General features: G+C 41.2%; 22 protein-coding genes. 18 read left to right on the forward strand and 4 right to left on the reverse strand.

Annotated features, from left to right (window positions below; translation table 11 throughout):
* The first annotated feature begins 3 nt into the window (after positions 1 to 3).
* On the forward strand, positions 4 to 447 hold the full coding sequence (locus CSV74_RS01065; RefSeq protein WP_099690560.1) for a YlbF/YmcA family competence regulator: 444 nt from the start codon (positions 4 to 6) through the stop codon (positions 445 to 447).
* Between the two features lie 161 nt (positions 448 to 608).
* On the opposite strand, the gene CSV74_RS01070 is transcribed toward CSV74_RS01065, so the two are convergent.
* Positions 609 to 1478: a PI-PLC domain-containing protein gene (locus CSV74_RS01070; RefSeq protein WP_099690288.1), complete on the reverse strand. Its 870-nt coding sequence runs from the start codon at positions 1476 to 1478 to the stop codon at positions 609 to 611.
* A gap of 286 nt (positions 1479 to 1764) precedes the next feature.
* Between CSV74_RS01070 and CSV74_RS01075 the strand changes: the two genes are divergently transcribed.
* The gene (locus CSV74_RS01075) at positions 1765 to 2037 is read left to right on the forward strand and encodes a YlbG family protein (protein WP_029052395.1); all 273 of its coding nucleotides are present in this window, start codon (positions 1765 to 1767) and stop codon (positions 2035 to 2037) included.
* 14 nt (positions 2038 to 2051) lie between these two features.
* Here CSV74_RS01075 and CSV74_RS01080 read toward each other — a convergent pair whose 3' ends face one another.
* Entirely contained in the window at positions 2052 to 2447 is a 396-nt protein-coding gene (locus CSV74_RS01080) for a DUF7147 family protein (RefSeq protein ID WP_037561317.1), read from the reverse strand.
* Positions 2448 to 2515: 68 nt separating this feature from the next.
* Between CSV74_RS01080 and CSV74_RS01085 the strand changes: the two genes are divergently transcribed.
* The 3 genes from CSV74_RS01085 to coaD are packed head-to-tail and all read left to right on the forward strand — an operon-like array spanning position 2516 to position 4996.
* Positions 2516 to 3961, forward strand: coding sequence for a hypothetical protein (locus CSV74_RS01085; protein ID WP_099690289.1), 1446 nt, complete (start codon positions 2516 to 2518; stop codon positions 3959 to 3961).
* Positions 3958 to 4512 (forward strand): 16S rRNA (guanine(966)-N(2))-methyltransferase RsmD, encoded by a 555-nt coding sequence (gene rsmD, locus CSV74_RS01090; RefSeq protein WP_099690290.1) that lies wholly within the window; start codon positions 3958 to 3960, stop codon positions 4510 to 4512. The genes CSV74_RS01085 and rsmD overlap by 4 nt, the downstream gene beginning before the upstream one ends.
* 4 nt (positions 4513 to 4516) lie before the next feature.
* Positions 4517 to 4996 carry a pantetheine-phosphate adenylyltransferase gene (coaD, locus tag CSV74_RS01095; RefSeq protein WP_029052391.1) on the forward strand — a complete coding sequence of 160 codons (480 nt, stop codon included), beginning with the start codon at positions 4517 to 4519 and terminating at the stop codon, positions 4994 to 4996.
* A gap of 63 nt (positions 4997 to 5059) precedes the next feature.
* Here coaD and CSV74_RS01100 read toward each other — a convergent pair whose 3' ends face one another.
* A complete protein-coding gene (locus CSV74_RS01100; RefSeq protein WP_099690291.1) occupies positions 5060 to 5944 on the reverse strand; it encodes a hypothetical protein in 885 nt (294 codons plus the stop codon).
* A 127-nt stretch (positions 5945 to 6071) separates the two neighbouring features.
* On the opposite strand from CSV74_RS01100, the gene CSV74_RS01105 reads away from it, so the two are divergent.
* The gene (locus CSV74_RS01105; RefSeq protein ID WP_099690292.1) at positions 6072 to 7118 is read left to right on the forward strand and encodes a SepM family pheromone-processing serine protease; all 1047 of its coding nucleotides are present in this window, start codon (positions 6072 to 6074) and stop codon (positions 7116 to 7118) included.
* A 4-nt stretch (positions 7119 to 7122) separates the two neighbouring features.
* On the opposite strand, the gene CSV74_RS01110 is transcribed toward CSV74_RS01105, so the two are convergent.
* Positions 7123 to 8301, reverse strand: coding sequence for a nucleotidyltransferase (locus CSV74_RS01110; protein ID WP_233190720.1), 1179 nt, complete (start codon positions 8299 to 8301; stop codon positions 7123 to 7125).
* A 126-nt stretch (positions 8302 to 8427) separates the two neighbouring features.
* Here CSV74_RS01110 and CSV74_RS01115 point away from each other — a divergent pair, with 126 nt between their 5' ends.
* The 12 genes from CSV74_RS01115 to CSV74_RS01170 all read left to right on the forward strand — a co-directional run bounded on the left by CSV74_RS01115 (position 8428) and on the right by CSV74_RS01170 (position 19546).
* Positions 8428 to 8958, forward strand: coding sequence for a YceD family protein (locus CSV74_RS01115; RefSeq protein WP_099690293.1), 531 nt, complete (start codon positions 8428 to 8430; stop codon positions 8956 to 8958).
* A gap of 24 nt (positions 8959 to 8982) precedes the next feature.
* Complete coding sequence (rpmF, locus tag CSV74_RS01120) at positions 8983 to 9156, forward strand: 50S ribosomal protein L32 (protein WP_029052386.1); 174 nt, start codon at positions 8983 to 8985, stop codon at positions 9154 to 9156.
* Positions 9157 to 9263: 107 nt separating this feature from the next.
* The gene (locus CSV74_RS01125; RefSeq protein WP_029052385.1) at positions 9264 to 10025 is read left to right on the forward strand and encodes an enoyl-CoA hydratase/isomerase family protein; all 762 of its coding nucleotides are present in this window, start codon (positions 9264 to 9266) and stop codon (positions 10023 to 10025) included.
* A gap of 136 nt (positions 10026 to 10161) precedes the next feature.
* Positions 10162 to 10377, forward strand: a complete 216-nt coding sequence (locus CSV74_RS01130) for an acetyl-CoA carboxylase biotin carboxyl carrier protein subunit (protein ID WP_099669455.1) — start codon at positions 10162 to 10164, stop codon at positions 10375 to 10377.
* A gap of 81 nt (positions 10378 to 10458) precedes the next feature.
* The gene (locus CSV74_RS01135) at positions 10459 to 11946 is read left to right on the forward strand and encodes an acyl-CoA carboxylase subunit beta (RefSeq protein ID WP_099690562.1); all 1488 of its coding nucleotides are present in this window, start codon (positions 10459 to 10461) and stop codon (positions 11944 to 11946) included.
* A gap of 55 nt (positions 11947 to 12001) precedes the next feature.
* On the forward strand, positions 12002 to 12895 hold the full coding sequence (locus tag CSV74_RS01140; RefSeq protein ID WP_099690294.1) for a ketopantoate reductase family protein: 894 nt from the start codon (positions 12002 to 12004) through the stop codon (positions 12893 to 12895).
* On the forward strand, positions 12889 to 13269 hold the full coding sequence (locus CSV74_RS01145; protein ID WP_029052382.1) for a DUF3397 family protein: 381 nt from the start codon (positions 12889 to 12891) through the stop codon (positions 13267 to 13269). Before CSV74_RS01140 ends, CSV74_RS01145 begins: the two co-directional genes overlap by 7 nt.
* 84 nt (positions 13270 to 13353) lie before the next feature.
* Positions 13354 to 14970, forward strand: a complete 1617-nt coding sequence (gene bshC, locus CSV74_RS01150) for a bacillithiol biosynthesis cysteine-adding enzyme BshC (RefSeq protein WP_099690295.1) — start codon at positions 13354 to 13356, stop codon at positions 14968 to 14970.
* A gap of 583 nt (positions 14971 to 15553) precedes the next feature.
* Complete coding sequence (gene mraZ / locus CSV74_RS01155; RefSeq protein ID WP_029052380.1) at positions 15554 to 15985, forward strand: division/cell wall cluster transcriptional repressor MraZ; 432 nt, start codon at positions 15554 to 15556, stop codon at positions 15983 to 15985.
* 17 nt (positions 15986 to 16002) lie between these two features.
* Positions 16003 to 16935, forward strand: a complete 933-nt coding sequence (gene rsmH / locus CSV74_RS01160) for a 16S rRNA (cytosine(1402)-N(4))-methyltransferase RsmH (protein WP_099669452.1) — start codon at positions 16003 to 16005, stop codon at positions 16933 to 16935.
* A 17-nt stretch (positions 16936 to 16952) separates the two neighbouring features.
* Positions 16953 to 17324 carry a cell division protein FtsL gene (ftsL, locus tag CSV74_RS01165; RefSeq protein ID WP_099669451.1) on the forward strand — a complete coding sequence of 124 codons (372 nt, stop codon included), beginning with the start codon at positions 16953 to 16955 and terminating at the stop codon, positions 17322 to 17324.
* A gap of 32 nt (positions 17325 to 17356) precedes the next feature.
* On the forward strand, positions 17357 to 19546 hold the full coding sequence (locus CSV74_RS01170; RefSeq protein WP_233190722.1) for a penicillin-binding protein: 2190 nt from the start codon (positions 17357 to 17359) through the stop codon (positions 19544 to 19546).
* Positions 19547 to 19591: the final 45 nt, after the last annotated feature.

Consider the following 19591-nt stretch of genomic DNA (forward strand, 5'->3'; position numbering starts at 1 on the left):
TTGGTGATGATGACAGATGAGTGGATGCGAGTCATCGATATGGCGGAAGAACTTTCCGAGATGCTGCTGTGTTCTGAAGTGGTGAAAACCTATCAAGACGCACGTGACCGTGTATATTCAAACGCTGATCTACGAAAAAAGATCATAGATTTCACTAAAATGAAAGAACAATACGAGGACGTGCAGCGCTTTGGTCGCTATCATCCAGATTATAGAGTAATCATGAAGGAAATTCGTCTTCAAAAGCGTGAACTTGATTTACAAGATGAAGTGGCTGCCTTGCGCCTGGCGGAAAACGACGTGCAGGATTTGTTGGACGAAATAGGTATCCTAATTGGCCAGTCCGTTTCAGAGGCTGTGAAAGTACCAGCTGGCGATGGGACTTTCTCTAACAGTTCTTGCGGCGGAGGTTGCGGCTCAGGTGGCAGCTGTTCTTGTTCAGCATAAAGTATTTCATAATTACAAGTAACCCCCTGCAGATATAATTCTGCAGGGGGTTACTTTTTAAATAAAGGTATTTTCGCAAAGGAGAAGATCACCTGAATCGAAGTACCAGTTGTGCGCGTGTCTAGTGGACCCTCGATAAACCAACTAGACTCTTTGTATCTTTAGTTTTCATTGAAGAACGTCAATAATTGTTTTGGGTGATTTGTTATAAAACCGTCAACGTCTAATTTAGCATGTTTTGGAAGCTCGTCCGTCTCATCCAACTCATAAAATACAGTTATATTGAGATCGTGTAAGAAGCGAACGAAGCCTTCTGAAGCAAGCGGAAACACACCGAGTTTTTCGGACAGGCAGAATAGATCTGCGTTGGGGCGGTACAGGTGACCAAATTTACTCGTGTAAGCGACGTATGCTTTTTTAATTTCCTCACTACCGGCACCTAAAGCAACAGAATTCTGCGCATATAGATTAAAACGATCAATTTGTTCATCATATTGGCTCGTTACTACAACGCGTTCTATAGCATCCGTCTCTTTTAGTAAACGCCACAATTTGGAAGGGATTAAACTTCCTTCATATGTTGTAGGGCAATCACTCATAGAGACTACAAGTAAGAGTTGCGGGAACTTGTGCAACAGTTCACGTAATGACACGACAGATAGATCTCCGTTCAGTGTATCAAGATCATGATCGTATCTAGATTCGATATGGATTTCATCTAATGTATAGTCGGCAATTTCATCGGGAAGCACAAGTTCTTGGGTTGGCACTAAAAGAATTTCTTCATCTTTCGTAAGTCGTACATCGACCGTGAAGCCGTGAACACCTAAATCAGCTATTTTCGTATAAGCGGTAAGTGAATTCACTGCTGTATCTTGGCATCGTTGTGCGTCAGTTAAAACAGCTATTTCCGAAAAACGAAGCGCTTTCTTTTCGGTGCGAGGTTCTGGTTTTGCTATCACTTTTGAAGCCGCCCATGCAGCCACACTTGCAGCGCCTACAGTTAATGCAACATTTGTTTTCCTTCCCAATCTAAAACCTCCTCAATAATTATAGTAAGTCCTCACTTTTTTGTTTAGCCAATGTTTATACTTCAACTGAACAGAAAATACTTGTATCCAGTCGTCTTATAAAAGAATAGACCGATTGAATTCAGATAAATGTCTTCTTAAGTGTAACCTATTCCAGAGAAGGTGTACAAACAAAGATGAAAGATCAGCTTAATTTCACTTATGTCCATGCAAACAATTTCTGTGCAAGGTTGCAGGACTTTTCTCACCTATGGTATTGTATGGAGTAAGAAAGAGGGGGAGAATCATGATTGATCGACAAGGCATAATTGTCTATCTCCATCATTTAAAACAAGCAAAATCACTGCGCAAATTTGGGCATGTTCATTATATTTCAAAGCGAATGAAATACGTTGTGCTTTACTGTGATATGGAAGACGTGGAAACAACGATCACTAAGTTGGAGCGTTTGTCGGCTGTACGGAAAGTATTGCCTTCACAGCGGCCCTTCGTCAGCACGATATATGAAAATGCAAAGCCCGATAAAGCAAAAGAATATGATTATAAAACAGGCTTGTAATTTGCTGCCGCTTATTAATTTAGCGGCGGCAACAAGTGATTTAAGCGTAAGATCCCAGTAATATATTGGTAAAATAGCTCATTCTCAGCAAATTCAGATGAATGTTTTATTTCCACTCTGACAGGCTTTTTATTCAGCGACTCTGCATGCTTAACAAACAAGTCATAACGTTTGGATGGTTTGTCTGCAGAATAGCGAATTCCTTCTCTGCAAATATAGATCGGCATGAAATGATTATTTTCAGTTGCAGGAGAAAAAGAAACTGCCAACGACAATTGTTCTTTAGAATCATGTTTAGATGAAAAAATATAGGCTCTGTAAATTCGATGGGAGTTCGTAGACATTAACTCGAGTAATTCGTAGATGTCGCTATAGCCTTCCCCTAGTTCGATAAAACGTTGTTGGATCATAATCAAGCGCTTCCTTTCAGGCAATTAGTAATGGTTCGTGTCCATCATACCATGCGATGAGGTGTTGTATGTTGAAAGTTATTATAAGGCTTGTATTTCTTTTGGCGGCAGTAAACGGTGGACTCGTTTATTTGCATTACAGCCAATCGGTCAATGCAAATGGAGAAGACGCGGTTTCAGGTACGTTTCGTCAGGAAATTGAAGTCATCAATCGGGCAGATGGATTGTACATTCGTCACCACTTTTATAACTTGTCGGAAGGTAGACACGAGATTATTTGGCCAGAAGAAAGCGTAGAGCGTGGATGCGAAGCAGAGGATTCCTCTTCATGTGCTCGACTAAATGATTCTAATGTGGCATTCGAAGAAGGAGAACGTGATCAACAATCTGTTGTCTATAAATTGCCGAAGAAAACACCCCTTACCGGACGTAAACTATTTAAGAAGCCGTTTGTGGTTCTTCAGGGTGCAAAACCATTGACGACTGTCCTCCATGTGACTGATGAGCAAAGTGTTGGTGGCATGTGGGTAACGGGGTTAGAACGTGTAGGAAAGGAAAACAAGGAGCGTATTACCTACCGTTTATACCGTGGCGTAGGATTTGTTAATGAACTGTATTGGCAACCAGAGGATGTGCCGCTTGCATACTCTTCAAACAAGCTGACAATTTTCGGCGAAGGTATCGATAAAAAGTATAATGACCAGCTAGTTAAAATGCTGGAAGCCATCGGTGGAAATCATGTGAGCGTAGTGCTAGCTTCAGGTAATCGGCCGCTGTATGCAGAGCGTTTTATTGTGGAGAAAACGGGCAATATATCGAAAGTAATAAAACAAGTAGCCAGGATGAGTGTCCATTCACGTTTCATTTTACAAGCGGACGAACCATCTATGAGCAGTATGATTGCATCTATACTTGGAGATGCTCCAGTAGGAACGAAAGCGGAACAAGCAGCGTTTACTCGTTTGAAAAAATCGATCTCGGCAGAGCAATATCAAACATTTCGCCAAAACGTCCAAGAGAAAATAGGTAAAAAACTTTCGTCATCCGATTTGGATCAGTCGTTGTCAAAAATACTTGCATTCGACACGCAGTATTTTCATATGACAATGAAGGAACAGCGATATAACTATCCATTTCTGCTACTTGATCCACGGACTGTATTGCTTGATGGAGAAGAAGTTCCAGAAGTGAAGGTAATAGTAAAGGAAGATACAAGTTTTTATCCAGCAGAAGAGTTATTGTCGAAGATGGGCTATTCAATGCGTTCAAACGAGCAGTCAATTTATTTCGACGGTCCAAATCGCACCTATCGTTTTTCTAAATTAGAGCCTTTCTACGTGATGAATGGTAGCAAATTTGATTATACAGAAAAGCCTTATACCTCAATTAATAAAAAGTTGTATTTTGATGAAAATTGGTTGCGCCGAATCTTCTTTGTAGTAATAGATAAGTCGGATGAAACCATTTCTATCGAACAAATTGAAAAGATGATAAAGGAGATGGGAAAAGAGTGAGAGTCATTTCCGGTTCGAGAAAAGGTACGTCTTTGAAATCCTTGCCAGGCACGTCTACGCGTCCGACATCAGACAAAGTAAAAGAGTCTGTTTTCAACAAAATCGGTCCTTATTTCGATGGAGGAACTGTTGTCGAGTTATTTGGTGGCAGTGGCTCCATTGCGATTGAGGCGTTATCAAGAGGAATGGAACAGGCGATTGTATTCGAAAAGAATCCTAAAGCGTGCGCTATTATTAAAGCGAATGCAGAAAAGTGCCGCATGGAAGAATGTCTGCTGATTGAAAAGAGAGATGCACGCCAGGCTGCTGCAGTTCTTAAGTCTAAAGAAGTTTCTATTGATCTGCTATTTGTAGATCCTCCCTATGCAACGGTCGAATACTATGATGTAATTAAAGACGTAATAGCACAAGGGGTAGTAGCAGAAAATGCAACCATCATTTGTGAACATGATAAACATATAGACTTGCCCGAACATTACGATACATATAGTCAAATCAGTTCTGCTATTTATGGAAGTACTGCTATTACGATTTACAAGAAAAGAGGCTAACAGGATGACACAAATCGCAATCGTACCGGGAAGTTTCGATCCGGTGACGAATGGACATTTAGATATTATAGGAAGAGCAGCAAAAACATTCCAGGAAGTGCATGTTGCCGTAATGAATAATTCTTCCAAAAAACCATTGTTTACAGTGGAGGAACGTGTTGCACTTATTCATGAAGCTACATCAAAGTATGACAATGTCAAGATTGACACGTCTTCAGGACTGTTGATTGATTACGCACAAGAAATTAACGCATCCGTTATCGTTCGTGGCTTACGCGCTATTTCAGATTTTGAGTATGAAATGCAAATCACATCGATGAACCGGGTACTGGACGAAAGTATTGAAACGTTCTTTGTGATGACAAAAAGTCAATATTCATTCCTCAGCTCAAGTATCGTTAAAGAAGTGGCACGTTATGGCGGAGATGTCTCCACGCTCGTACCACCACATGTCAATGTAGCACTGAAGAGAAAGTTTGAATAGCAAGGATGGTAATGTAAATATGCAAAAGGATGTCCTTGAAGGGCATCCTTTTTTGATACTTGCTCAATAAATCCAAATGAACAATACAGGGACGAGTAACGTGTTCCAGACCCTTGCAATTACATAGGGGAGTATTCGTATGCCAGCGCTCTTGGCGATCGTCATGACTTGCATGTGGATGCTCATACCGTTAATTGATAGAATGGCCGCGATGAGCATTGGATACATCGCATCTCCGGCAAAATGCTCGGTAGCAGACTGGACGCCTGAAGTCATCTCGAAGACAGCAAGCAATAAAGTTTTTGTCACTCCCATATCCACAGTGATGACGGAAGATATGGAATGCGAAAGCACATTACCGAGAGACGAGAAGAAGATGACCGTGGTGGCCACTAACAATATAACGGATGAACTATCCTTGATCGAGCGCAGCAAAGGAGATGTTTTATGATCTTGTTGAGGGATGATGGGTATAGCTGTCTGCTGATATCGGCTACCCAGAAGCGACATAGCCAATACGAAAAATACGATATTAGCTAGATGAATGGCAATCAACAATTTCCAACCACTTGTAGTACTACCGAATAATTCGTTACCAACAAAGCCAATAATGAACATAGGTCCTGGTGCATGACAAGAAGCAACAAGCAAACTACTTTCAGCTGCAGAAATCTCTCCATTCTTTTTCATTTCACTAACGGTCACGGCACCTACCGGAAAACCTCCAAACGAACCGAGCACATAAGCTTTTATGTAACGACTCCATTGACTAGTGCCTTGCTTGCTAGGCATTTTCAATAACCACTGCGTTAATATAATATATGGTAGCAAATAGGGAAGTAACGCATGAGTGAATAATTGGGCACCCGAAACGGCTCCTTCATGTGCGACATCTGGCTGCAAAATAAATAAAACAATTAGCGCCCAGATGAAGAGTACGTTACTCATTGTTCGATACGGCAGGATTGTAAATAAAAGGCATCTGTCGCACTCCTTCCTAATTTTTGAAATACAAGAACATCTACCGTAATATATATGTAGTATTCGTACAGGCTATTAATGGAGGTGAGCTTTTATGAAAATGCGTAAATGGGCGATAGCCGCGGTAATCCTGCTAGTAGTAGTTGTTTTAGCACTTTATCCGTTAGATATGTATATTTCTCGACCAGGCGGAGCTTATGATTTGGCACCACTCGTAGAAGTAGTTGGCGGGGATACGGACGACGTAGGAACATTTAGTTTAATGACCATTGCAATTGGCAAGGCAACACCTGTAACGTATGCTTGGTCAAAGTTCTCAGATAAAATGAAGCTAATGCCGGCTACCCAAGTGAGAAGGCATGGTGAAAGTGATGAAGAGTATGGAGTGCGTCAGATAAAACTAATGGCTGATTCTAAAACACATGCCATATCAGTAGCGTTTGATAAGGCAGGGTTGCCAATCAATAGAAAGTTCACGGGCGTCTTTGTGGCGGGTGTATTACCGGCAGGAGCGTCAGCAGGCAAGCTTAAAGTAGGGGATGTCATTCAATCGATCGATCAACAAAAGCTCGCTTCAACAGATGCATTTATGCAAGAGATTAGTGGTATGTCAAAAGGTCAGAATGTACATTTACAAGTGGAACGTGGAGAACGGAAGGTGGATGTTCCAGTAGAATTAAAAGAACTTCCGGAGACGGATGGTCGAGTAGGCCTTGGAATAGAGTTTGAAGAGCAGGTCAAATTGGAAACAGAACCAAAGGTAGATATCCGTACAGAAGAAATCGGTGGGCCTTCAGCAGGCTTGATGTTCACGCTGGAATTGATGAACCGCCTGGTGGATGTCGATTTAACAAAAGGCTATAATATTGCAGGAACTGGCGAGATGCTTGAAGATGGCTCAGTGGGACGGATCGGTGGAATTGATTTCAAAATCATGGCAGCTGATCGTGAAGGTATCGAAATCTTCTTCGCGCCGGAAGATGAATTACCGGAAGAAGTGAAAAAGAAGAATCCGCAGCTTCTCTCAAATTATGATGAAGCGAAAGCAACTGCGGATAAAATCGGTACAAAAATGAAAGTTGTCCCGGTGAAAACGATTGATGATGCATTAAGTTACTTGGAAAAGCTAGAAGAAAAGTAAAGTATCACAACAAAATGGGTGGTGTTTTAAAATCTAGACCTGGCTCTCTTTGCATACCACACATATAAATGTCTGTACTTTTAATATCCATCAGTAGTGAAGGGTCCTTGTGTGAACCTGCACGACTTACAACTGGCAAAGTCACTTCTTTTTTCACTGAGCGTAAAAAGCTCCTTCCATTTTTAGACATTCCAAGTAACCGTAAATAAGACGGACTGGTAATTTGTGCACGGGTTGATTTTTGATAACCGGTCAATACATGTACTAACATTCGTTGTATTCGTGTCCATGTGTAACGTTTGGATTTCACAGCTTTCATGAACTCTTGGAAAGTGGCGTGTTCTTTTGCAGCGCGCCATAAAGAAAATTCAATTCCTTCCGTGATATCTGCAATGGATGCCAATTGTTCAGGTCCTTCACGAAGAATCATGTACCGAAGAAATGGGTAGAGATGATCCCAGCTTTGATGAGGCTGTTGATGAAGTAGCTCATAGGAAGATGAAGGCATGAAAGATTGAACGTGCGCGACATCGGTTGCAAACAGTTCTTTTCGTATTCCTGTAGCGCTAGCAATAGAATCCTCAGGTAATGCCTCATCATGATAATGTGTGCCTTTTCGCTCGAGCGTGACAGGCATCATGTTCGACCGAATTTCTTTTATGGCTTGCATATAATGAAAACCTAGAATGTTATTCGGTTCTGATAAATCAGCGAGTGGTTCATCAGTAGTGCGTGAAATTTCATCATAAGCAATCCGCAATGCATTCGGGTAACTTAGACCTTCTTGCATCGAACACTTAATTTTTTCTTCGTAAAGTTTCTTATGTGTGTTCATTGTGTCCAAACTATGCACAAATGGTGCGATGTGACCTTCTTCACTGCCGAAACAAATATACTCGCATTGAAGGGCGTCTAAGATTTGAACAGCTCCTCTCGCGAATTGAGGTGCATGGGCGGTGGCAAAAGCATAGGGTAACTCGATGACGAGATCTGCACCACCGGCCAGAGCCATGTGGGCCCGCGTCCATTTATCAACAATTGCAGGTTCACCGCGCTGAAGAAAATGTCCACTCATTACCGCGATGATGACATCTGCGTCTGTAAGTCTTTTAGCTTCATTGAGATGGAACAAATGGCCATTATGGAAAGGATTATATTCGACGACAATACCAGTAGCTAACAATGGAATCCTCCTCTGTACTTGCGTATAATGAATTATAACGTTAAACTTATTAGGGTGACAAGAAAATATCTTGACATCCCTTATTTTAAATACTATAATCAACATTGTTGTCTTGAGGTGATAGACATGAAATGGTCCATTCATCAATTACGGAAACATAGGCAAGGCCCGCTACTGTTTGACGAAGCAGTGAATTTGGATTCCGTGAAAAATCGGAATGAAGAAATTAGGGCAATTCAGCCTGTTCGAGTAAGTGGAACATGTACAATTGGTGAGAAAAAGTTAACATGCCAGCTTCGGCTAGAAGGTTCAATGACTTTGCCTTGTGCACGTACGTGGGAAGACGTCGATTATCCATTCTCCATTGAAACAGTTGAGCAATTCAGCTGGGACGAGGGGACACTTCAGACGGATGATGAAATTCATCCGGTTGATGAGGAAATAATTGATTTTACTCCTGTATTGGAAGAACTGATTTTGCTTGAAATCCCGATGCAAGTACTCTGTGAAAATGCAGATGAGATGCAGCAGGTGGAAGGCAAAGGTTGGTCCTATACAACCGATGAGGAATTGGAAGCGCAACGACAAGAAGCAGGAGAAAAAGTGGATCCTCGCTTAGCGGGATTGGCTAATTTTTTTGAAACCGATAAAGAGTAAACCCTTATAAGGAGGTGCCCCCCAATGGCAGTACCAAAGAGAAGAACTTCTAAAACGAAGAAAAATATGCGTCGAACTCATTTCAAAATTGAAGCGCCAGGTATGACTACTTGCGACAACTGTGGCGAAATGAAATTGGCACACCACGTTTGCAAATCATGCGGACACTACAAAGGAAAAGACGTTGTAGGCGAATAATTTAGATTCTACACAACGAAATAAAGACTACCTTGAGACCATGGCTCAAGGTAGTCTTTTTTGTTTTGTGCAAAAATGGTATGCTAAATGGAAAAGGGGGAATTTCTTTGTCTTATTCTATAAAGATCGATCAATCCATAGCTTATTTTACAATTAATCGTCCTGCAATGCGAAACGCGGTAAATTATGATGTCATGGAAGGGCTTGAATCCTTTCTAGATCAAATTGAGGATGATCCTGAAATTTCTTTTGCTGTTATTACAGGAGAAGGTGACCTGGCATTTTGTTCAGGCGGAGATCTAAGTGATTTTCACGGCTTTCACACAGCAGAGGATGCTTTTCCAATGCTTAGCAGGGGGGCTAGTATTTTATATCGGATCGCTACACTACCGATGCCTACAATAGCGCTAGTAAATGGAGCAGCAGTTGGCGGAGGCTGTGAATTGGCAACAGCTTGTGATTACCGTTTGGTTGCATCACATGCAAGGGCCGGATTCATTCAAGGTACACTGGCCATAACGGCTGGGTGGGGAGGAGCTACATTATTATTCGAGAAAAATGGTCCACATGATCGTTTGCTGCAGTTTACGAGTAGAGCGAGCATTCATTCACCTGAACAATTATTAGAGCTTGGCTGGGCAACTGAAGTATATGAGGGGGATACCGAAGTAGCGCTTGATCAGTTTCTAGCTCCAAAGCTTAACGTACATAGAAATGTACATCGTGCGTATAAATCCATCGCCACTAGGAAATGGAAAACAAACGGGCTTGAGCACGCTATGCAAGAAGAAGCTCGCGTCTGTTCCGTTCTTTGGGAAAGTGATGCACATCATGAAGCAGTTCAAAGGTTTTTAACAAAAAGTAAGTAAAGTTCCAGTCCCGACAAGCATACATTGTCGGGACTGTTTAGAATTCACTTGTAAACGGTTTCATGATTAAGATACACTATCTATAAAGAAGTTATTTTCAATAATTGCTAGTACTTAGAAAATGAGGAGTGATGATATGCAAGAAGTAAAAGCAACTATGGCAGGTACAATCTTCCAGATTGAAGTGAAAGAAGGAGACGCAGTGACGAAGGGACAAGTTGTCGTCATTTTGGAATCCATGAAGATGGAGATTCCGCTAGAAGCTGAAGTGGATGGAACGGTGAATAAGATCCACGGTGCTGAAGGCGATTTTGTAGATGAAGATGAAGTGTTAGTTACCATTCAATCGTAACGAAAGGTGGGGAGTTCATTGACAAACGAATCGACAAAGACTGCGTATAATGAAAAACTTCAAGAAATCACCGCTCGTGTTATGGCGGGTGGTGCAGAAAAATATCATAAGAAATTAGAACAACAAGCTAAGTTATTCGTTAGAGAGCGGTTACGCCTTTTATTTGATGAGGGTAACTATGTAGAAGATGGAAAATTTGCAAACTGTGAAACGAAAGATCTACCTGCAGATGGCGTCGTTACAGCTACCGGGAAAATCGATGGTCAAACAGTTTGTGTCATGGCTAACGATTCTACAGTTAAGGCGGGTTCCTGGGGTGCAAGAACAGTAGAGAAGATTATCCGTATTCAAGAAACTGCTGAAAAGCTTCGTGTACCATTACTTTATTTAGTGGATTCCGCTGGAGCGCGTATTACAGATCAGCTAGACATGTTCCCGAATCGTCGTGGGGCCGGTCGTATATTCCATAATCAAGTGCGTTTATCGGGTGTCATCCCACAACTGTGCCTTCTATTTGGGCCATCTGCAGCAGGCGGTGCCTATATTCCAGCCTTCTGTGACATTGTCATTATGGTGGAAGGCAATGCCTCGATGTACTTAGGTTCACCACGGATGGCTGAAAAAGTCATAGGTGAGAAGGTAACGCTAGAAGAAATGGGTGGCGCCCGCATGCATTGTACTGTAAGTGGTTGTGGTGACGTGCTAGTAGATACTGAGGAGCAAGCAATTGTAGAAGCTCGCAAATATCTCTCTTACTTCCCTGGAAATTTTGAAGGGCCTGCGAAATTTGCAGAACCTCGTGCGGTGAAGGAAGGACGTTCATTGGAGGAAATTATTCCCGAGAACCAAAATGCGCCATTCAATATGTATGAGGCTATCGATCAATTAGTAGATGACAATAGTCTATTCGAAATTAAGAAGTTATTTGCACCGGAGGTTATTACTACTCTTGCACGCATTGACGGACGGCCTGTAGGGGTTATAGCGAATCAGCCCAAAGTAAAAGGTGGCGTGCTGTTTGTGGATTCAGCGGACAAGGTAACGAAGTTCATTACATTATGTGATGCTTTCTCCATTCCGTTGCTGTTCCTGGCAGATGTGCCAGGGTTCATGATTGGGACGAAAGTGGAGCGGCAAGGAATTATTCGGCATGGTGCTAAGTTAATTATGGCGATGAGTTCCGCCACCGTACCGAAAATTTCAGTCGTTGTTCGTAAAGCTTACGGGGCAGGTTTGTACGCGATGGCAGGTCCTGCTTTTGAGCCAGATGTCTGTATTGCGTTGCCGACTGCACAAATCGCTGTAATGGGTCCTGAAGCAGCTGTCAATGCGGTATACTCGAATAAAATTGAAGCCATTGCGGATCCAAAAGAGAGAACTGCATTTATTAAAAATAAGCAGCAAGAATATAAAGAGGAAATCGATATCTATAAGATGGCCTCAGATCTTATCATTGATGAAGTGGTTGCGCCTCATAATCTACGGTCAGTGCTTGCTGAGAGATTCGGATACTATGAAACGAAAAAAATTATGAATTCTTCGAGAAAACATCCTGTCTATCCTGTATAATAAAACATATCAACAGAGACGCCTTCACTGGGTCTCTTTTTTAAGGAGGAAAGCTATGCGATTTGTAGTGGTAGGAGCGGGATCTATAGGATTATTAATTGGGTCCTATTTAGCTCAACATCAGGCAAATGTAACCTTTTGGGTAAGACGAGAGGAACAAGCAGGGCATTTACGTAGTGGTCTGGTGAGAAGGCCAGAAAACTTTACATATGAAGTAGATTCAACCATACATATTGAAGAGTTGCCAACAGATGCGTTATGGATTATTGCTGTGAAGTATGATGCGTTACCCGTTGTATTGTCTGAAATCAGCGCTCTACCGGTACAACCGGATTTATTGTTCATTCAAAATGGAATTGGACATCTGTCGCTAATTAAGCAACATTCACTTGGGTATGTGTCGTTCGCGACAGTCGAGCATGGTGCTGCAAGAATAGATGACCGAACAGTTTCACATAACGGTATTGGACCTATTAACATCGTCGAAAATGACCGGATTGCTCCGATCATACAGTGGATGCAAGACATAGACCCACAAAACTTTCCGATTACTACGCAACAAAATGCTGAACAGTTATTGTTTCGTAAAGTACTGATCAATTGTGCGATCAACCCACTAACGGCATTATTGGAAATCAGGAATGGACTGTTGTTAGAAAACCCTCACTTCCATGTGTTATTCCGCCAGTTGTGTGAAGAGTTGCTCAGTAACTTTAAAGAGTATAGTGATTTATTGAGCTATAGTGATATAGAAGAAGTTTGCCGAAAAACAGCCGATAATCAATCTTCTATGCTTGTAGATAGAATAAAAGGACGGAACATGGAAATCGAGACTATTTTGACAGCAGTGTTGAAGGAAATTAATCAAAAAGGTGGCACAGCTCCTTTTTTACAAATGCTTGAGACTGCACTGCTTGGAATAAACAGGAGTGAATGTGGCGGATGTTGACGAATATACTTGGAGCGTTATTATTGTTCCCTTTTATAATTTTAGTAGTATTAATTATTGTTGCGAAGAAAATAGGGTTACCTAAAAAAAAGAGAATTGGATGGGCGGTAGATTGGACTACGCCGTTTATGGTACTGACCGTTTTGATTTTGATTCGTGCGATTTGGGATGTTTGGCTACCCATTTTGTTAATCGGAGTAGTGTGTTTAATTGCTATCGGATTTGCAGTTATAGAACGGTCTAGGGAAAAAGAGTTTCGGTCATCTTGGGTGTTACGCAGAACATGGCGAGCGTATTTTCTACTCTTAACAGTAGCATACTTTTTACTGTTCATTATTGGAATTACGGTGCAGATCATCCGCTACTTGAACTAAAGGGTCCTCGTAAGCGTATGAATTCAACCTAATTGGATCAGATGATATACTTGCGGTAGTATAGTACATAAAGGGGTTTGTGGAATGGACTTGGACACAATGGAGTTACCGAAGAAGAATAAATTGATGGAATCGTATCGTCATGACCCACAATTTTTCCATAGATATTTTGAATATGAAATGACACCAGTAGGGTATGAAGAAAGAGCGGAAGAATTACAGCAACGATCTTTTCAGAGAGAACAGCTAGCTGCTGCGGTAGAAAGTTATATGAAGCCATTTGGAATATCCAATTTGGCTGCTCAGTATATACAAGAGCTTTCAGAAGACGCGTTAGTAGTTATTGGCGGGCAGCAAGCAGGGATTTTGACAGGTCCTTTATATTCTGTTCACAAAGCTATATCCGTGATTTTATTGGCACAAAAACAACGAGAAATACTAGAGAAACCTGTAGTTCCTGTTTTTTGGGTTGCTGGAGAAGATCATGATATTAACGAAATCAATCATACATACACTGCGAAGGCAGGAAAAGCGATCAAGCGGCAGTTTAAACAACAGACCATTTTAAAAACGATGGCTTCAGACACACGTTATGATCAAAAAGAAATGACCGCGTATATTAAAAAGATTTTTAAAAGCTATGGAGAGACATCTTATACGCAAAAATTGTTGAATGATGTGCTGCAAACTGTAGAGCAACAACAGAATTTCACAGATTTCTTCACTTCACTGATGAATGAACTATTTACTGCGCATGGATTGTTATTTATGGATGCAGCTTATAAACCATTGCGCCAACTGGAATCGCCTTACTTCTCAAAGATGATTGAGAACACTGAAGCAATGGCGAAGAGCATTTACTATACAGAACAACTGCTTCAAGCAGATGGGTATGCAAAGCCAATTGAATCGGATGAGCAAGACGCTAATCTATTTTATGTTCATGACACGGGGAGGGTACTACTCCGAAGAAAAGATGGGAAATTCGTCAATGAACAAGCGGGGATCAGTTTTACAGCACAAGAAATGCATCAACTTGCAAAAAATGAGCCTTGGTTGCTAAGTAACAACGTAGCCACAAGACCTATTATGCAAGATCTCGTATTTCCTGTATTGGCATTTGTCGGCGGACCTGGTGAAATTGCCTATTGGTCTTTATTGAAAGAAGCTTTTCATCTCATGGGTATCAATATGCCGGTAATTGTACCAAGGCTTTCTATTACGTTGGTCAACAGACAAGTCCAGGAAGCGCTAAAGCTGACGGAAATTACAATGACCCAAGTAATGAATCACGAATTACCGGAACTTCTGGAAAAGTGGCTAGAACAACAACGAGATGAGCAATTCGATCGTTTGTTGACGGAAACCCAGAGTCAATTACAAACGCAGTATGAACAGTTGCAGTCGCATCTCGAAACGTCAGATCCAGGACTACTACAACTTCTCGATAAAAATTTACAATTCCATAAGAGTCAGTTTGATTATTTACAGAAGAAAAAAGAGCAATCCATTTTACTGAAGCATCACGTACAATACGAGCGCTATCACGTTATTTCGGAACAGCTATTTCCGGAAGGTTCCCTGCAAGAGCGTCTCTACTCGCCATACTTTTACTTGAACCAGTTCGGTGAAGGATTGATTGATGAGTTACTGAAACAACCTTATACGTTTAATGGATCACATCAACTAGTCTATTTATAAGAAACCACTTAAACCCGTCATTCGTTCTATGAATGGCGGGTTTAGTATGCGTGTAAAAGAATGTGAATTTGTTGTAGTGGGGTTGTCAATTTAGAAAAGTCATATTCCGGGGGATTCGGAGAGAGTAGATCCTCTTAGTGCCGCACTTCTTACGTTTCAGTTCCTGTGTAAAAAATATAGTCACTTCGTGTGGTGAATTGAAGTAATGGCTGATATCTTTTTGTGGATGAACTAAATCTAAACTTGAACTTAAATAAGTTTAAATACAACACTGTGTCCCATACTAATTCTAGTATGTGGTTTGTTGCCCACCCCGCTTTCTCTGCATACCTTAAGCATCTCTAATTGGAGCTTCCGGCCTATCTCACACACTAAACAAGTCTCAATTGAAACTAAACGTTATTCAATGGTGATAACGAATGAAAATTGCGAAAAAAGTAGTTTTTTCGGGATACGGGCAGGAATGTAAATCAGAAAGAAGTACTATTGACACATTTTAAAAATTATGCGAAGAAAAACAGCATAGTGGGTGGAGGAAAGTGGGGGGATGTGGTACATTATTTCATACAGTGGGGTGAATTATATGTTCATGGGTGAGTATCAGCATTCAATTGATATGAAAGGTCGACTGATCGTTCCTTCGAAATTTCGGGAGCTATTAGCAGAAGGCTTTATTTTAACCCGTGGACTGGATAATTGCTTGTTTGGATATCCACTGGATGAATGGCAAAAGCTTGAAGAAAAATTGAAAGCGTTGCCGGTTACAAAAAAAGATGCTCGTGCATTCACTCGTTTTTTCTTCTCAGGAGCAAGCGAAGCCAGTCTAGATAAGCAGGGGAGAGTAAATATACCTGCAAACTTACTACAATTCGCGAAGATTGAAAAGGACTGTATGATTATCGGTGTATCCAGCCGGATTGAGATCTGGTCTGCAGAACTCTGGGAAGCGTATTACGAGGAATCTGAGGAATCATTCAATGACATTGCAGAAAACCTTATTGATTTTGAATTTTGAAAGCAGGCGGAATAACCATGTTTAACCACACAACAGTATTACTTCATGAAGCCGTCGAAGGCTTAAATGTAAAAGAAGATGGCATTTACGTGGATTGCACACTTGGTGGTGCAGGTCACAGTGAAGAAATTATTAAACTCCTTTCATCTGAGGGACAACTAATCTGCTTCGACCAAGATATGACAGCTATTGAAGCGGCGCAAAAAAAACTATCGAACTATACAGCACAAGTACACTTTGTCCATGCAAACTTTAAAGACTTGAAAAATGAATTAGCAAAATTGGGAATCTCTCATGTAGATGGGATTTTATATGACCTTGGAGTTTCATCTCCGCAATTGGATACACCTGAGCGTGGCTTCAGTTACCATCATGACGCTCCACTGGACATGCGTATGGATACATCTGCGCCATTGACGGCTTATGAAGTAGTCAATGAATGGTCATATTCAGATTTGGTCAGAATATTCTTCCGCTATGGTGAAGAAAAGTTCTCTAAGCAAATCGTTCGTAAAATTGAAGAAGCACGCGCTGATGCGCCTATACGTACAACAGGAGAACTAGCTGAGATTATTAAAACAGGAATACCAGCAGCTGCCAGAAGAACTGGAGGCCATCCTGCGAAACGTGTTTTCCAGGCTATACGAATTGCGGTAAATGATGAGCTAGGAGCAGCTGAACAATCTATAACCGATGCCCTTACGTTATTACGTGAGGATGGTCGGATTAGCGTAATTACCTTCCATTCGCTTGAAGACCGCTTATGTAAAACGATTTTTAAGGAGGCTTCTTCCATGCCGGAGTTGCCGCCAAACTTACCTATTATACCTGAGGGCATGGATCCGGATTTCCGTCTTATTACGCGAAAGCCGATCATCCCTACAGATGAAGAAATAGAGCATAATAAACGTGCCAGATCAGCGAAATTACGAATTATAGAGAGAAAATAGAAAAGGGGAATTGAGCCATGGGACTAGAACAACGGAACTTAAATACGCCATATACACCGGAGATCGAACAACATACTGACCAAAATCAGCCGCAGGTTGTCCGCCGTGTAAAAAAGCGTTTTTCTAAGGGTGAAAAGATATTGTTCACTTTATTTGCAGCATTTACAATCGGATCATCTTCCATGCTTTTACAGACACATTCTGATATAAACACTGTAAATAAAGAAGTGCAGTTGATGAATACTGAAATTGAAAATACTGCAAAACAGAATAATGAATTGTCCATTCAAGTGAGTGACAAATCCACTTACGAACGTATTTGGAAAAAAGCACAAGAGAATGGTTTGAACCTTAACGAAGGTAACGTAAAGGTCGTACCTGGACGATGAAGAAGTTTCGCTTTCAATGGGGAGCCTTTCTAATGTTTGTAGTATTCGGAGGGCTCTTTTTCATATTATTCGGCAGAATTCTTTTTATTCAGATGACGGGCCAAGTAGATGGTAAGGAATTAGCGAAGATCGCTTCTAACCAATATGAAAAACATGCAGTTTTACAAGCAAACCGTGGGGCAATTGTAGATCGAAACGATGAACCGATTGCATCGGATACATTAAGTTATAATGTAGTTGCTGTCCTTAATGAAGCTGCTAGTAAAAACAGCAAAAGAAAATATCATGTGGTGGATTATAAGGGGACGGCTAAAGTACTGGCCAAGTATTTACCTTTAAAAGAACGTGAAATTTACGATAAAATGAAAAATGCTAGAGAAGGCACATGGCAAATTGAGTTTGGTCGTGCGGGAAAAGATCTGAACCGCGAAACGATGATGAAGATGAAGGAAGAACTCGATAGAAAAAAATTATCGGGTGTTTTGTTTGTAGAAGGTAAAAAACGATTCTATCCTAACGGTCGCTTCGCTTCTTACTTAGTGGGCTTTGCCCAAAAAGAAGAAATGGAAAACAATCTAACCGTCACCAAAGGGAAAATGGGGCTTGAAAAAACGTATAACAAGCAACTAACAGGTGTAGATGGAAAAGTGAATTATCAATCTGATGGTTGGGGATATTTATTGCCCACTGCAAGCAAACAAATTGAAGAACCACAGGACGGTCAGACGATTAAACTTACATTGGATAAGACGATCAGTAATTTCGTTGAAGAAGCGATGGATCAAGTAGAAGAAGAGTATTCTCCGAAGAAAATGCTTGTTCTTGTGTCGAATCCTAAAACGGGTGAAATCCTAGCAATGAGTCAGCGACCGACGTTTAATCCGATGACACGAGAAGGTTTAACAGAAAACTGGTTGAATGATGCAGTCGAGCAGACTATTGAACCAGGTTCTCCAATGAAGATGTTCACATTGGCAGCGGCGGTGGAAGAAGATAAATGGGAGCCAGATGATTACTTCAGATCTGGATCTTACCGGATCTACGACAGAGTGATACGTGATGTGAACGTGGAAGGTTGGGGAACGATTACTTTTATGGAAGGTTTACAACGTTCCTCTAACGTGGGAATGGCATACTTACTGGAAAGAATCGGTGATCAGAAATTCATTGAGTACGTTCACAAATTTGGCTTTGGTAAAAAAACTGGGATTGATTTGCCGAATGAAGCGTCGGGCGTTGTACTAGATAATTATCCTGCTGAACGATTGACGACTTCTTATGGGCAAGGTTCTACAGTTACACCACTACAAATGATACAGGCTGCTTCTGCTATCGCCAATAACGGTGTCATGATGAAACCATATGTAATCGACCAAATCATAGACCCGAATACGAATGAAGTGCTGGAGAATCACGAACCTGAAGAAAGCGGAACACCAATTTCCGCAGCAACTGCTAAAGAAGTGCGTGAAATTCTTGCAACAACAGTAACTTCAGAAAAAGGTACTGCACAAAAGTATCATCTGGAAAATTACGCAGTAGGTGGTAAAACCGGTACAGCAGAACTTCCCAAAACAGATGGAAAAGGGTATATGTCTGGCTACGGTAACTACCTATACTCGTTCCTTGGAATGGCGCCGATTGATGACCCGCAGCTTCTAATCTATGTAACCGTTCAGCAACCTAAATTAAAAGCAGGAGAACAAGGGTCCGATCCTGTATCGAAAGTCTTTAATCCGATTATGGAAAACAGCTTGAAATATTTGAACATTGCTCCTGACGATGAACAACTGATACCTGTGAAAAAAGTTGGGGATTATGAAGGGGAAGATGCGGAAACAGCAGCTTCATTGGCAGCAGAGGATGGCTTCCAAACCGTATTAATCGGAGAAGGTGGCAAGGTAACTAAACAAATACCAAAAGCTGACACGAAATTAACGGAGGACTCAATGATTTTGTTGGAAACAAAAGGAGATACAACATTCCCAGACATGACAGGTTGGTCTAAAAAGATGGTACTTTCTTTTATGAACCTTTCAAAGCTGGATATTCGAATCAACGGTGAAGGTTATGTTGTTGGACAAAGCGTAACGGAAGGAACGTCAGTAAACAAGAATGATCCAGTTGTCGTTGAACTTCGGACGCCAAGGCAGCAGTATAATAAAAAGAAGAGTAATGAAGATAAAGAAGAAAACGAAGAGGAGCAAATCATGGGTGGCTAATGTATAGCGCGCGATTTCCCAGCATACCTTAATAGAAAAAAGGTA

This window comes from Sporosarcina sp. P19 (assembly GCF_002743165.1).
In the GTDB taxonomy this organism is placed as follows: domain Bacteria; phylum Bacillota; class Bacilli; order Bacillales_A; family Planococcaceae; genus Sporosarcina; species Sporosarcina ureae.

Excerpts from the sequence above, each read along its gene's own strand:
- CSV74_RS01075 (WP_029052395.1), top strand. The coding sequence starts at position 1,765 with ATGATTGATCGACAAGGCATAATTGTCTATCTCCATCATTTAAAACAA.
- CSV74_RS01080 (WP_037561317.1), bottom strand. The coding sequence starts at position 2,447 with ATGATCCAACAACGTTTTATCGAACTAGGGGAAGGCTATAGCGACATC.
- CSV74_RS01085 (WP_099690289.1), top strand. The coding sequence starts at position 2,516 with ATGTTGAAAGTTATTATAAGGCTTGTATTTCTTTTGGCGGCAGTAAAC.
- coaD (WP_029052391.1), top strand. The coding sequence starts at position 4,517 with ATGACACAAATCGCAATCGTACCGGGAAGTTTCGATCCGGTGACGAAT.
- CSV74_RS01100 (WP_099690291.1), bottom strand. The coding sequence starts at position 5,944 with ATGAGTAACGTACTCTTCATCTGGGCGCTAATTGTTTTATTTATTTTG.
- CSV74_RS01105 (WP_099690292.1), top strand. The coding sequence starts at position 6,072 with ATGAAAATGCGTAAATGGGCGATAGCCGCGGTAATCCTGCTAGTAGTA.
- CSV74_RS01115 (WP_099690293.1), top strand. The coding sequence starts at position 8,428 with ATGAAATGGTCCATTCATCAATTACGGAAACATAGGCAAGGCCCGCTA.
- rpmF (WP_029052386.1), top strand. The coding sequence starts at position 8,983 with ATGGCAGTACCAAAGAGAAGAACTTCTAAAACGAAGAAAAATATGCGT.
- CSV74_RS01130 (WP_099669455.1), top strand. The coding sequence starts at position 10,162 with ATGCAAGAAGTAAAAGCAACTATGGCAGGTACAATCTTCCAGATTGAA.
- CSV74_RS01135 (WP_099690562.1), top strand. The coding sequence starts at position 10,459 with ATGGCGGGTGGTGCAGAAAAATATCATAAGAAATTAGAACAACAAGCT.
- CSV74_RS01140 (WP_099690294.1), top strand. The coding sequence starts at position 12,002 with ATGCGATTTGTAGTGGTAGGAGCGGGATCTATAGGATTATTAATTGGG.
- CSV74_RS01145 (WP_029052382.1), top strand. The coding sequence starts at position 12,889 with ATGTTGACGAATATACTTGGAGCGTTATTATTGTTCCCTTTTATAATT.
- bshC (WP_099690295.1), top strand. The coding sequence starts at position 13,354 with ATGGACTTGGACACAATGGAGTTACCGAAGAAGAATAAATTGATGGAA.
- mraZ (WP_029052380.1), top strand. The coding sequence starts at position 15,554 with ATGTTCATGGGTGAGTATCAGCATTCAATTGATATGAAAGGTCGACTG.
- rsmH (WP_099669452.1), top strand. The coding sequence starts at position 16,003 with ATGTTTAACCACACAACAGTATTACTTCATGAAGCCGTCGAAGGCTTA.
- ftsL (WP_099669451.1), top strand. The coding sequence starts at position 16,953 with ATGGGACTAGAACAACGGAACTTAAATACGCCATATACACCGGAGATC.
- CSV74_RS01170 (WP_233190722.1), top strand. The coding sequence starts at position 17,357 with ATGTTTGTAGTATTCGGAGGGCTCTTTTTCATATTATTCGGCAGAATT.